The organism is Anoxybacteroides tepidamans (genome assembly GCF_014201465.1).
GTDB lineage: Bacteria > Bacillota > Bacilli > Bacillales > Anoxybacillaceae > Anoxybacteroides > Anoxybacteroides tepidamans.
This window is the reverse complement of record NZ_JACHEP010000004.1, coordinates 86,990-100,275: the sequence shown is the minus strand read 5'-3', so window position 1 is coordinate 100,275 and position 13,286 is coordinate 86,990. Positions and strand designations below refer to the sequence as shown.

12 protein-coding genes and 1 pseudogene are annotated in these 13,286 nt (G+C 42.8%); 2 read left to right on the top strand and 11 right to left on the bottom strand.

Features of this window, described 5'->3' with window-relative positions:
- Positions 1–12 precede the first annotated feature (12 nt).
- Positions 13–903 (top strand): accessory Sec system S-layer assembly protein, encoded by an 891-nt coding sequence (locus HNQ34_RS06435; RefSeq protein ID WP_183252767.1) that lies wholly within the window; start codon positions 13–15, stop codon positions 901–903.
- 71 nt (positions 904–974) lie between these two features.
- On the opposite strand, the gene HNQ34_RS06430 is transcribed toward HNQ34_RS06435, so the two are convergent.
- The 9 genes and pseudogenes from HNQ34_RS06430 to HNQ34_RS17450 all read right to left on the bottom strand — a co-directional run.
- Positions 975–1,472: a C40 family peptidase gene (locus HNQ34_RS06430; RefSeq protein WP_183252766.1), complete on the bottom strand. Its 498-nt coding sequence runs from the start codon at positions 1,470–1,472 to the stop codon at positions 975–977.
- Positions 1,473–1,710: 238 nt separating this feature from the next.
- Positions 1,711–3,111 carry a S41 family peptidase gene (locus HNQ34_RS06425; protein ID WP_183252764.1) on the bottom strand — a complete coding sequence of 467 codons (1,401 nt, stop codon included), beginning with the start codon at positions 3,109–3,111 and terminating at the stop codon, positions 1,711–1,713.
- A gap of 27 nt (positions 3,112–3,138) precedes the next feature.
- On the bottom strand, positions 3,139–3,876 hold the full coding sequence (locus HNQ34_RS06420) for a hypothetical protein (RefSeq protein WP_183252762.1): 738 nt from the start codon (positions 3,874–3,876) through the stop codon (positions 3,139–3,141).
- A 142-nt stretch (positions 3,877–4,018) separates the two neighbouring features.
- Positions 4,019–4,414, bottom strand: a complete 396-nt coding sequence (locus tag HNQ34_RS06415) for a hypothetical protein (protein WP_183252760.1) — start codon at positions 4,412–4,414, stop codon at positions 4,019–4,021.
- 157 nt (positions 4,415–4,571) lie between these two features.
- Complete coding sequence (locus HNQ34_RS06410) at positions 4,572–7,016, bottom strand: phosphodiester glycosidase family protein (RefSeq protein ID WP_183252758.1); 2,445 nt, start codon at positions 7,014–7,016, stop codon at positions 4,572–4,574.
- A 190-nt stretch (positions 7,017–7,206) separates the two neighbouring features.
- Positions 7,207–8,445: a CAP domain-containing protein gene (locus HNQ34_RS06405; RefSeq protein WP_183252756.1), complete on the bottom strand. Its 1,239-nt coding sequence runs from the start codon at positions 8,443–8,445 to the stop codon at positions 7,207–7,209.
- A gap of 803 nt (positions 8,446–9,248) precedes the next feature.
- A complete protein-coding gene (locus HNQ34_RS06400; RefSeq protein WP_246363880.1) occupies positions 9,249–9,623 on the bottom strand; it encodes a helix-turn-helix domain-containing protein in 375 nt (124 codons plus the stop codon).
- A 100-nt stretch (positions 9,624–9,723) separates the two neighbouring features.
- Complete coding sequence (locus HNQ34_RS06395) at positions 9,724–10,908, bottom strand: RNA-guided endonuclease InsQ/TnpB family protein (protein WP_183252754.1); 1,185 nt, start codon at positions 10,906–10,908, stop codon at positions 9,724–9,726.
- Between the two features lie 934 nt (positions 10,909–11,842).
- A pseudogene (locus tag HNQ34_RS17450) lies at positions 11,843–12,016 on the bottom strand (tyrosine-type recombinase/integrase); the annotation flags it as partial.
- 148 nt (positions 12,017–12,164) lie between these two features.
- On the opposite strand from HNQ34_RS17450, the gene HNQ34_RS17920 reads away from it, so the two are divergent.
- Positions 12,165–12,254: an IS3 family transposase gene (locus tag HNQ34_RS17920; protein WP_183252869.1), complete on the top strand. Its 90-nt coding sequence runs from the start codon at positions 12,165–12,167 to the stop codon at positions 12,252–12,254.
- A gap of 306 nt (positions 12,255–12,560) precedes the next feature.
- On the opposite strand, the gene HNQ34_RS06380 is transcribed toward HNQ34_RS17920, so the two are convergent.
- Positions 12,561–12,929 carry a PIN domain-containing protein gene (locus HNQ34_RS06380; protein ID WP_246363876.1) on the bottom strand — a complete coding sequence of 123 codons (369 nt, stop codon included), beginning with the start codon at positions 12,927–12,929 and terminating at the stop codon, positions 12,561–12,563.
- Entirely contained in the window at positions 12,916–13,158 is a 243-nt protein-coding gene (locus HNQ34_RS06375) for a hypothetical protein (RefSeq protein ID WP_183252750.1), read from the bottom strand. Before HNQ34_RS06375 ends, HNQ34_RS06380 begins: the two co-directional genes overlap by 14 nt.
- Positions 13,159–13,286 lie beyond the last annotated feature (128 nt).

Genomic DNA, 13,286 nt, shown 5'->3' with positions numbered 1-13,286 from the left:
GGGATCTTTCACATGATTTTCAAACGAAAAGCAAAAACAACCGATCCAAACGCGACTACCCTTCATCCCGAACCAGCTTCCGAGCGGGATGAAACCAAGCAAACCGATGAAATCAAAACGACGCTGTCGTTTCATCCGGATTGGGACGTATCGCCACAGGAACGATACGTTTATCAGTTTCACCATCAGCAGCTTCCGCCGTTAAAACCAAACCAAATTTCAATCTCAGGGATGAAGCTAATTGAGTATAATGAAGGCTTTGTAGTTGTCGCCTTTTTGCGGAGCACGCTGCCAAAACCGATTCGCTTTGAGCAAATTGATTTGTTGTTGCTTGATGAAAACGGACAAGCGATCGCGAAACGAAAATTTGAGATGGATAGTTTCGGAGAGTTGCCGCCAATGACAGCGAGACCGTGGCGCTTTCTCTTTTCTGCGGAAGATAAGCTTGTCGATAAAATTCCGCAAGAAGGATGGAAAATTGCGTTTGAGCTCAAACAAGCGCCAAATCCAGAGAACCATCGCCTTGATTTAGAGGCAAGTTGGGAACAAGCATTATCGACGCAACAGCGGGAGCATTTAAAAAAACTGATGGAAACGTTGCCGCCGCTCTCCGTCGGAGAAGTTAACTTTATGGGGCTTGAAGCAAAAATCAACGAAAAGCGTGATCTCATCGTGACGCTGCTCATTCGCAACGGCAGTGATAAAAACATTCAACTTGAACAAATTCCGCTCGTCGTTGAAGATGCCTCTGGGGATATCGTTTGCAAAGGGGTGTTCCGTCTCGAACATTTCGAGGTGAAAGCGAACACAAGCAAGCCGTGGACGTTTATTTTCCCGTCCAACTTATTGCTGAAGGAAAACATCGATTTAACGAAATGGAAAGTGTATCCGCCACGCTCTTAGCCAATAAAAAAGATGCTGTTTCGAACAGGGAACGTTTCCTTGCTTCAAACAGCATCTTTTTATGTATATGATCAGCGCCATACGTTTAACGAGGTAAGACGGTCATGATGCTCTAGCGCCGCAACTTCTTCCGCACTATTGAAATAACGACGTGCACCTAAATACGATTTTCGCCAATACGATTCATCAAGGTCAGAAATCATGACACCTTTTCCCGAACTCGCGTGAATAAACTTGTTGCCCCCAATGTAAATCCCTGCGTGGGAAGCCGTTTTTTTGTAAGTCGCGAAAAAGACTAAATCTCCTACTGCTAAATCGTCTTTTTCTACTTTTTCGCCTTTTCGGTATTGCTCCTCCGCCGTTCGTGGAAGGTTAACGCCGAATTCCCGATACACGTACGTCAGAAACCCCGAACAATCAAACCCTTTCGGTGTCGTGCCACCCCATTTATACGGAACACCAATGTATTGTTTGCTAAACGATACGATGTCCAATTCTTCTGCAAATGCGTAATGTCCGCTGAAAAACACGAACAGCGAAGCCATGATGATCGCTAGACGTTGTTTCATCTGTCTCCCCCTAACTAAACAACCGTTCTCCATCTTTGAAACCGATTGCAATTTCGGTTACTCCACTTCACCCAATCAAAATTTTACCGCATTTTAGGAGAGTGTTGTGTTTCATTCCTATTAAAAATTCGTGTTTATATTACATTTTTGTTACAACATTTACTTTTAAGTTGCAAAATTCTACAAAATTTTTAATAGAAAAAAGCCGGTTCCGATAAAGAACCGACCTTCACATCTATTATTTCGCTACGCTAAATTCGACGTAAGCCCCTTTTTTCATCAGAGCCCCATCTTTGCTTTTCACCGTTGGCGGGATGACTAGCAAATATGATGTCCCTTTTTTCAACGAGCTGTTCGGCTTAATAACAAGCTGCGTTCCTTTGCTTACTTGCACAGTTACCGGAACTTCCTGCCCACCTAATTCATATAGTTTAATTCCTAGTTTGCTTGTGTCACTAATTAGTTTACGAGAAAATTTCATCGTAAACACTTTATCGGCAGGCACGTTCCGTAGCTTCCCTAATGATTGATATGCACTTAGCTGCTTTAGAAGTAAATCACGATGAGCCGCATACAACTCTTTGTTCACAGCAGTCCATACATTCGGCTTGACGCCGACTTCATGAATCGCCGTTCCATTTGGCGAGAAAAAGCGCGCGATCGTTAATTTCAACACACTTCCATCTGATAAGCTAAAGATTTGCTGCATCGATCCTTTTCCGAACGTCCGCTGTCCGTATAACACCGCTGCTTTTTGGTCTTTCAAAGACGCCGCAACCATTTCTGATGCGCTGGCGCTAGAAGAGTTAACGAGAACGTCAATCGGGCCGCTCATTTTCACCGATTGGTCAATCGCATCATACACCTCAGGTTCGTTCGTACGGTCGCGAAGTTGAAACGCCTTCTTGACATTTGGGAAAAAGCCGAGAATTTGCTGAGCAGCATCGACATATCCGCCCGGATTATCACGCAAATCAAAAATCCATCCCTTTACTCCGGAAAGAGAGCGAATCGCTTGTTCGATATCTTTCACAGATTCGCTATCAAAACTATAAAGACGAATATAGCCAATATTTCCTGCTAATCTCGAAAACTCGACATTCGGCCAATTAATCTTTTCACGCACGATATCGAACGTAAGCGTTTCATTTGTCGATGGACGAAGCACTTTTAAATGGACCGTTGTTCCTTCTTGTCCTGTAATAAGCGTCACTGCTTGCTCTTTTGCGTTACCCGCTAACGATTGTCCGTCTACTTCGATAATCACATCCCCCGCACGCAAGCCGGCTCGTGCCGCTGGACCATTCTTTAATACAGATACGACTTTAATTCCTGCAGGATCTTCATTCATCGTGATTCCAATCCCTACAAACTCCATGTTGATCGAATCGAGAAATTGCTGATATTCTTGTGCGGTCATATACGTTGAATATTTGTCCAAACGTTGTACGATTTCTTGCGGTGTCGAGCCGTTTAATACATCTTCGCTTACGGTGTCTACATAATAGTCGCGAATATATTGGCGAATTTCATCGAGCGTGCTTGCAGACGTCGTCGCGGCGGAAACGCTAAACGCTGACGTTGTAAACGAAAATAAGAAGATCAAAGGAATTAAAAATTTTCTTACCATTTTCTGCATCGTTGTTTCCCTTCTTTCGCAAGGTTATTATTGTATGTCAAGAATCGCCGGTGTTTTAAATTCGTCTAAATAACGGTTCAATTCTTTTTTCGTGTTCTCATCCTTTACACGTAACATCCATTGTTCGCATAAAACAAGCAACCTCTCCACTTTCTCGATATCGTCCTGTTCATATGCCGCAATGATTTGATCAAACGCGAACATGATATTGATCGGGAAAAAGGATCGCTGTTTTGTCGCCTCAGCCGGCTGTTGGAACGTTTCCGTCATTTTTTTCCGGATCGATGACCCATGAACTCTTCCAATCAAAGTTTTCGTCTTTCTCAGCTGTCGTTCAAAAGAAGGATACACGTCGTAAACAACTTCCACATCCCCTGAAGAAAGCGCCTGATCGATGCGTGATTTCAACGCAATTAATCGCTCGCCGCTTTCAATGGCGCTAATGTAATACGATGCTTGCCGAATCGTTTCGCTCGCTTTTTCTAGCCGCTTGCGATACTGCCGTTTCGCCGGACCGTTTTTCAAGCGCTCGATCCGCTGCTTAGCTCCTCCATAGCTTTTTTTCGTTTTGTTATAAAGAGCATAAGGCTTGAAAAGAGGGCGAGACTGCATCGTCCGCTGGAGCTGTTCAGCGTAGCGTTCTAGCTTTTCCACATCGGAAGGTAGCGATGCTGCTTCTGCCGGAACGGACTGAAACGACCATGCAACTGCTATGATGAAGGCCATTAGCACGGCAAACGCACGCCTCATTTTTCTTTCTTTCATAATGACATTCACCTACTATTCTTGAAAATATATACCTATTTTAATAGAATAGAAGGAAAAATGAAACAGCCATTCTTTTCATTTTCTCAATTCATTGGTGAAAAAGAAAAAACAAGGAGGATCACCCACTCCTTGTTGGTTGTTACGTAAAGTCCGGCCAATTCGTTTGTTGCTCGTCACCTTCGATTTTCGCTAACGTCCGATAGCGAAACGGCAACAAATCGCTTTCTTGCTTCTTTAAAAACGGCTTGGCGAGCTCGAACGGAATCAAGTCAAACTGCTCTCTATTTTCCGCAAGCAAATATAAACCAACGATCTTCCCTTTTTCCGATATGTCCAATGTGAGAAACGCTGGATAGTACGTTTCATCTTTTGCTTCAAGAACGGCTTTTGCTGTAATCAAGCCGTTTCCTTCTTCTTCAATATCATCATTGCTTATTTTTTCCAGTACTTTAATGGCCCAGCCTTGTTTTTTATAACCTCCGATTAATTTAGGAGGGTTTTCTTGTAGTTGTTTCAATACATCCTGATTTGTCATAAAAGCGTTATAACCCCCTCCGCGTTAGTGCATGTTTTTGAAGCGATTCTGTCTTATGATATACATACTTTCGCGCGAAATGCAAACGTTTTTCTATGGAAATTCAAGTCACTTCATCAATGGACGGTACGAAAAAAGGGGCGCAAAAATCCAGCCCCTAGTTGTAAATCGCTTGAATGTCATCCACATATAATGTTCCGGCATTTTTGTTTGTTTCGTTGACTTCCATATAACGAACCGGCATTTCTAATGTAACCGGCCATTGCACATCGGCCGGAATGTCGGCAGCGACATATTTCCATCCTGTCCAGTCGACGTTTTTGGCAAAATCAATCCAATATCGCTTTCCGCTTCCATCTTTGATTTGTGCCCGCAGCCAATGGCCGTTCGCATCTCCGTACACCCACATGCCAATTTTCGTCGGACGTCCTTTTAACGTGATGCCGTTTTTGGCCACAGCATACACGCCTGACACTCCTGTCTTGCCGCTGAAGTCGTAATCGATTTGCAACGCTTGTTTTCCGTTTTTGACGGTTGCATTGGTGAGCGATACGTTCGCAAAAGCGTAGTTTGCTCCTGATGTGAGCCACTCAATGCTGTTTTTCTCAAAGTCTTCGAGCATTACCGCATTCGGAATTCCGACGGTGACCGGAATCGTCACGGTCTTTGAGCCGAGCCGAATCGTTAATGTTCCGGTCCCTTTTTTATTCATTGCTTGGAAAACCCCGTTTTCCACTTTTCCTAATCCGTTAGAAACCGTATACGAAAAGGCATTCGGAGTAACAGCAATTTCTTTTCCTTTGTAAAATGCTTGAATGACGAGCGGTTGCGTGCTGTTTTCACGCATATAAATTTCTTTTGGTTGCACAACGAGCTGATCGACATCGTTGATGACATGAACAGGGATGCTTCCCGATACGTTGCCGGAAGAGGCGGTGATCGTTCCTTCCATCGGCTGTTTTGCCGCGACAAAGGAGCCGTCTTTTAAAAACGTCCCCGCATTCGAGATCCAGACGACCGGCTGCTGAAGCGGTGCCGTTGTTCCTAACAGCGTGAGCCCTTTGGCGGATAAGCCGAGATCGCGATACGTTCCTCCCGCCCATACGGTTACTTCCTGCGGTTCGATGACTAGCTGTCTCACTTCGTTTGCTTCTCCTTTGTACACGACAAGAAGCGCGTTGGCAACCGGCCGCGCGAATCCGTCGGACGGCTTGTTTTCCACAGCAAGCTTTCCGTCTTTCTGACGCACCACAAACGTCGACGACCCGCCCCCGTCCAGCGTCATCGCATCGACAGCGCCGAAATCTTTCATCAGCTTTGCTAGTTCATCCAACGTTACGCCGTTGCTGTAGTTCGGGTTGCGCCCATCGACCACGACGGTGAATACATTTCCGTTTTCGTCAATGCCAATCGCTGTGCGCGGATGCACTCCAGCGATATTAAACGATTGTACCACTCCGTTTGCAACAAGGTGATATCGTCCCCCGATCGCTTCTTGCACACCGTTCCATGATTCTTGATCGTATTGAATCGAAATTTGAACGGTATCGCCGGCTTTCGCCTGCTGCAAGTAGCTGCTTGCTTCCCCGTGCCCGGATAGCACGATTTCTCCCGGAAGCAGTGGCTCGTTTCCTACGCCGACAATCACTTCTTTCACCGTTCCGGTGACGATGCTATTTCCGTTCAGCTTCCCTTGTACGTTCGTCAGCACAACTTCCGTACCGAGCGGATTCGTCAGCGTGGAAGCGGAAAAATACGGCGTATAAAGGACAAGATGGTTCGCATAACGAGGTTTGTTGATCGAATGGATCATATGGCTGTTCGCCCCGTTAATCGTCATTTCCATCGTGACGTCTGGATTGCCGATCAGCGATTTTCCATTTGCACCGATGCCAAAAATCACTCGCTGATCCACAGGCGTTGTGTTCGTCGTCATAATTTCTCCGTTATGCACCATTAAATCGGTCGGAGAACCGTTGTCTTTAAAATAGTCGCCATTGACCGCCCCGAGCACAAAATGTCTGTCAAAATCAGCGCGATTAGCTTGTTGAAGAACGGTTTCAATCCCAAGCACCTGCTCGTTGGACAGCGCCGTTTCAATGCCGATGTTGTCCGCTTTGACATCGATGTCGAGTTTATAGACGTGCTGCTTACCGCGAGCGCTATTAATCTCTAATTCTGATTTTTCAACCCCCGGCACAATGACGGTGGAAGACTCGCTCGTCACCGTTCCGAGCGATAGTTTTTTAACGCTATACCACTCTGGATTGACAAGCTTTAGCTTCTCTTTTGACGGCGTTTTATACAGTATGTATCCTTTGATATTTGTTACGTATAAATTGCCGCCAAGCCCGTATTGCGTTCCGTCATATGAATAGACGCGATATTGCTCTTTCGGTTTCAACACCCTTACAAACTGCAATTTTCCATTCTCTTTTTTCCATAAATTAATAGATTTTAACACTTCGATTTTGCCAATCTGTCCTTTTACAAGCTTTGTCCTTTCCCAATACACAACCGTTTCCGCATGAACGTTTGGCATCGGTAACACCCATAGCAACAAAGCCCCAAAGAAAAGACTAGCCAACCACTTGCGAAACATGGAAAACTCTCCTTTTACTAGTTTCATAGACGTTTTTCGACATACATTTTATATTATACGACAAAAAAGGTGATTGCTTCCATAGTTTTTTACAAAGTTTTCTTCTATTATATTCTACTTTCCACTTTGATGTTTTTCTAAAAAACAAAGGAACTAGCGGCCTAACACTAGTTCCTTTCGTTTCAGAAAACTACGGCGTATAAAAATTTTGCGTATAATACGGCTGGCCGGAGGCGCTGAAGGCGACTCCTACGCCCAATCGTTGAAAGTCTGGATACAATATATTCTGCCGGTGTCCGAGTGAATCCATCCACGCTTCGTGAACAAAAATCGCGTTGAATTGTCCGTAAGCGATGTTTTCTCCAGCTGTGCGATAAGAAATGCCATCCCGCGTCATACGATCAAACGGGGACAACCCTTGTAAATTCGTATGGCTAAAATAGCCGTTTTGCACCATATCTTCGCTATGCTTTCGCGCTGTGCTTGCGATTTTCGCATCCCATGATAGAAGCGGGAGATGGTTTCGCAGGCGAATCGCATTGACCAGATCAAAAATTTGATATTCATAGGCTGTGCGCAATGCTGCACTTGCCGTTCCGTAAAAACCGTCTTTCTTTTCTTCCAGCTCCCGTTTGACGATTTGCACAGCGGTTAAACGGTTATTGCTATATTTATCGTAAAAAAACGTGACGTAGCTTCCGTCGATCAAATACATATCATATTCGTCATCTTGAATCATGTATTGCACGGTTCCTTTTTGAATATAAGAAAGCGGTGTGCCGTATTTCGCCTCCACTTCTTGTTTAGGGGTGCCGAGCGTAATGCCAGTTTTCGTTTTTACAATCGGCTGATTCGTGTACATCGCTGCGATGCGATCGTTCTGATAGCTGACCATCAAAAAATCTTTATAGTTTCCCCGGTCGTACGTTTCCCAATATAAGCCGTAATCGTTTAATGTTTTCCGCTTCGCTTTTCCGTAAATCGCTTCCACCTTTGCGCGCGAATCGCCGATCGCTAACTGATTCATCGAAACGGCTGCGTTTGTTTGTTTCGCTTGTTGAATGCAAGCGACCATCGTCAATTTCGTTTTCGACGGCGTTTCGTATTTGACATTCGCATCCCGTTTGACATAATAACCGCCGCCGACACTTAAATAGTCAGATTGAAAGGCATAAATGCGATAAACGGTTCCTGGATATAGCGTGCGCACGACAACTGGTGCACTACCGTTCAACGTTACTAAACCCGTTTTCTTTAACACGGTTAAACGGCCAATTTGACCCGGCTTCAGTTCTGCTCCGTCCCACCAAACTTTTTCACTGCCGGTATACGTGGCGCAATTTTCCGCTGCAGCTGCTTTAGAAAACACTCCAGCCAAACTGCCGACAATCAACAACATAGCAATAACCCCTATTCGAACCGCTCTCATGAAGCTCGCCTCCTTAGAAGTTGACTTACTTCTATGATACTAGGAAAATCACAATTATATAAGAGCCGATTTGTACCAATTTGAATGCAAGTCACAGACTTGCCTGCGACAGTCTAAAAAATTAGTAGCCTATTTTCCGATCCGTTAAATTGAGCGGTCATGCTGCGGAATATGATGTCATAATGATTATACGCAATATCCGTTTGCTCGCTCATTATCGCACTTCCTTTCTTTTTCTGTGAAAATAACGGATCCATGAGCGGTTATTTTCATACGTGGGTGGTGAGCAAAACTTGCTCATGGATGTTTTATTTTACTACATTTTTCCGTGAAATAAACAAAACCAAAATGGAGTGTTTCGAAGTATCATTGCGTCAACTATAGGTGGATTGAGGGATAATGGAGAATACGTTTATGATTCACCCCATCACGTCCAAGCGACATTTTCGCGTACCTTTTCGACAAACGCAGCAAAACTCCTGCAATGAAAAGAAAATTTTTTAGCACGCGACAGTAGAGTGAGCCCTACTCTTTCTTGCCAAATACGTTACATCGTTTGCATAATAAAAGTAGATAATTCATAAAATAAAAAAGCTGAGCGCGGCGAACGCTCAGCAAGCAACTACATGCCGCAAGAAGAGCGGCTGACCTTCAGATGTGCAACAGATAAAAAGAAATAACCGTTTCACACCTTTGGTCGAGGGGGACGGTTATTTCTTTTTGTTTACATTCGGGGTGTGACCACGCCACAATTTTCTACCCGGGTGGTGACAGGCACGCATCTGAGTGTATTGAATGATGCGCTAAACTTGAACATGCAGGTTATGGTCATGATCTTGGTTACTACTACCGTCAATGATGAACGGGACATTCAATGCCTGCGAGATTTTAAAAAGTGTCTCTACTCTAGGACTTGTAAGCCCTGCTTCAATTCTTCCAATCGTGGATTTTGGAACTCCAATAATGGATGCAAGTTCCTGTTGAGACATATTCAGCTGCTTCCGTCTTGTTTTAATCTGAGCAGCTATCGTTCCTTCTAATTGAAGTTTTTGAACATGCCGCTCGCCTCGAATAGCTGCATATTTCTTAAAAAAATCACTCATTCTTTTTCCCGTTACAGAAAACTTATAAGACTTTATAAGAAACTTATAAAGATCTACGTTTCCTTCCTTGTTCATCGCACCCGATTTCGCCGAAGCTACTCTCGTTTCTTGCGGCGCTCCGAAGGCTTAAACTCCCCACTAACGGATGGGTACATATCCATGATCGCGTGTCGTGCTAAACCATGGACTTAGCGTAGTTTTTCAAGTTGATGCTTGCGTTCAAGTCGCGATCCATTTCCATTCCACATGCTTCGCAGCGATATGTTCGTTCAGATAAAGACAGCTTCTCCTTCACATGACCGCAATTGCTACACATTTTGCTTGAAGGATAGAAACGATCGGCAACAACAAACTTGATTCCACGCCATGCACATTTGTACGTCATTTGTCTTTTGAACTCATGGAATGTTTGTTCTTGAATCGCTTTCGATAGCTTGTTGTTTTTAAGCATTCCACTTGTATTTAAATGTTCCATCACAACATACGCTGGTTTGGCTTTCACCAATGTTGCCGTGATTTGGTGGGTATAATTTAATCGTATATTTTTCAGCCTTCTTCGCTTTTTCAGAACAAGGAGTTCTAGCTTCTTGATGTTTTTTGTTTTTCTGTAACGGTATTCACCTCCTTTGGTTTGGATTTTATTCATTTCATACTTTCGCGACAGCTTTCTTTGCAGTTGCTTGATGCTTTTTTCCAACTTTTTCACTTTGGGCATTTGGTTGATGTTTTTGAACGTCCTTCCATTGCTTACCGTTGCTAAGTTTTTTACGCCTAAATCGACACCCATGCCTTCAGTGTAGGCTTCATGCTTCACTTCTCCTTCTTCTACACCGATCGTTAAAAACCAATGGAGTCCGTCAAATACGACTCTTGGGTCCGTATATTTCACATGCTTTCCATAAGGAATTTTTCCTCGTTCTGCGAGACGAATCCAATTCAGCTTTTGTTTGTTTTTCTTTCTGGATGTCGTCAGTTTTTCTAGTTTCACATGGGTATGTGTGATTTTGATTTTTGCGGTATCTTGATAAAAACTTGGTCGGGTTCTTTTTTTTGTTTTGAACTGTGGAAACTCAGCTCTCCCTTCAAAAAAGTTTTGGTAGGCAGTTGTGGCATCTTTGATTGCTTGCTTCGTGATGTTGTTGGAATATTGATTGAGCCACGCATATTCCTTCGTTTTTTTGAGTTGTGTCAGCCGCTTTCGGATGTGATCATCGCCTAAAAATTTGCCACCCTGTTTGTCATTTTCTTGTTCTTGTGCTAATGCAAAATTGTACGCCCACCTGGCAACACCTGCACATTGAAAAAGCTTCGTCTTTTGCTTATTGTTGGGCAGAAGCATGACTTTGTACGTTTTGATCATCTTCTCCCAGCTCCTTTAGCATCTTCTTGGCTTTGTTTTAATTATAAAATAATCATGAGGTTTTTATAAATATTTATGCATTTATAACTAACAGTTAAAAGCCTCCTCGTTTATTAATAAAGGCAAGGATCAAAAGCGCAATAACAGGCGTGTTGATTAACCAATAAAAACCAGTTGACATCGCTCTATTCCTAGCTTTTCTGCCGTTGTCGGCAAACGGTTCGTTTGCCGACTGGGCATGCGCACAGCATGCCCTCCTCGAACAATGAACGCTTTGCGGGCAAATTACATTTGCCCGCCGGCGTTCTTGTTCGAGGAAAAGGCAGAAAAGCTTATGGTCAGCCATATGATTCTATGTTTTTTAGTAAAATAATGGATAATCAACACTAGTGGCGCAATAACTTTCATATGCTGATTCGGTCGGCACAATATCCTTTCGTCTTATCGCTCCATTATACTGCTTGTCGAAATAATGAAGCAGTATGACTTTTGAAAAATTGTGGATCGCAAATATAATTCTGTGATTTCCAGTTTTTCCACCCTTTATGCCCCATCTGTAAAAATTATCATAACGAGTATTCATGCTAAGATGTTTTAATGACGGAGGAGTTATATCGTCCGAAACGCTGTTGTCTTCCGGATCAGACGGATATGGATTATGTTGAATAATCGTAAGTTGCCTTGCATATACATCAGCAACATGACACCATATAACCGGACGGACCTTTTTGTCTAAGTTCTTGCTCTGCTTTATCCAAGAGATAATCTTCAAATTCCTTTACATTTCCTGCGTATATTACCTCAAACAATATCCTCTACCCTTTACTAAATTATTATTACACACATGATAGCATTTATGCTACTGAAACACAAATAATTTATAAATTACATTTTCCTTAATACTTCCATCTGTTCTTCTTTGGATGCGTCTACATTAAGTAGCCGTGGTTTGAATGCTTCCATGCCGAGCAAGTCGTCTAATCATTTCAATGCGCGTTCCAGCATTGACTAAGTTTTTGCAAAAACTATGACAAAAGCGATGCGAGGTAATGTTCTCCATATTAGTCAGCCGAGCGTATTTAGCCAACATCTCTTGGATTCCTCTTTCGGATAAAAACGGGGAACGCTCGGATACAAATAATCGTGTGGATTCTTTATGTGTGTCATTATGGGAAGGAGTGACTGATTTTCATGCATGGGTGGAGAGAAAATTTTTCTCATGGATGTTTACAGAATACGAAAAATCAACATAACTCATTCATGATTACATTCGCTATTACAACCACCGACGTATACAAGGTGTTCTCGATTATCAAACACCTGTTCAATATGCAAAAGTTAGCTAAAGAAGAGCACAAGGAGCTATATTTTCTCCTTCTCGTCTTACCAATCCATTCTCAGAATTCCGAGGGTCTGTCAAGCGCTCTCCTTGACAGGCTCTCGGGGTTCTGAGACACTGAGGAAAAGACGAGAAAAGGAAAGGAACCCAGAGCTTTATCACTCTGATTCCCTCGCAAAACCGAATTTATACTGTCTACTTTTCGGATCGCAATGCGTAACCGTCTTAATCCGTTGGTCGCGGGAGAGCGGTTACTTCTTTTTGTTTATATAGACGGCGATGGTGACAGTTAATGCCCACATTCCAATGATGCCTATTCCTCAAGTACCTTGTTTAGCTTCTTATCAAAAGTATATACCTGATATCCCTTCACTTTATTATAGGCGTATAAAAGGGTATCGACAAAGTCCAGCCGTCTTTTTCCAAACAGAATGAGCGCTTCTTCTAATATTTCAATATCATGCACATCGATATTATCGTATTTAAACAGTTCTAAAAGAGTATCGCATATCTCGTCATTTTTTACTCTGTACACTTTTTCAAGAACATAAACGACTTCAACTACTACCTCATTCGGCAATAACACCTTGTTATTTTCAATAATCGTTGCGGCTTTCGCTGACAAATCATCATGATCATTAAGCAAATATCTTAGGATAATGTTTGCATCAACGATTTTCATATTGATCCACCACGGCTTTAGACCAAGCATCGCTTTCTTGAGCTCGCAAAGCCTCGTTTTTATATTTTGACAGCACTCCCCTCAAGCTCTTTTTTTCTACTTGTTCTACATCTTCTTCATCTGTATAAGGAAGGATAATGACTTCTACTTTCCTATTTTTCAATTTTTCGGGTATATCTATAAATTTTTCCAAATCATTGCTGTTTTTTATTACTCTCACAAAATCCATACCTCTTCGCTCCTTTCAATTAAGACAGGACTCTTTAAACATATTGTACCATTTAACCGTAATATTATAACATGAAAATTCACTTTACTGATTCTTGCCTAGTCCAATTCTCGTTTAAACCCACTCGA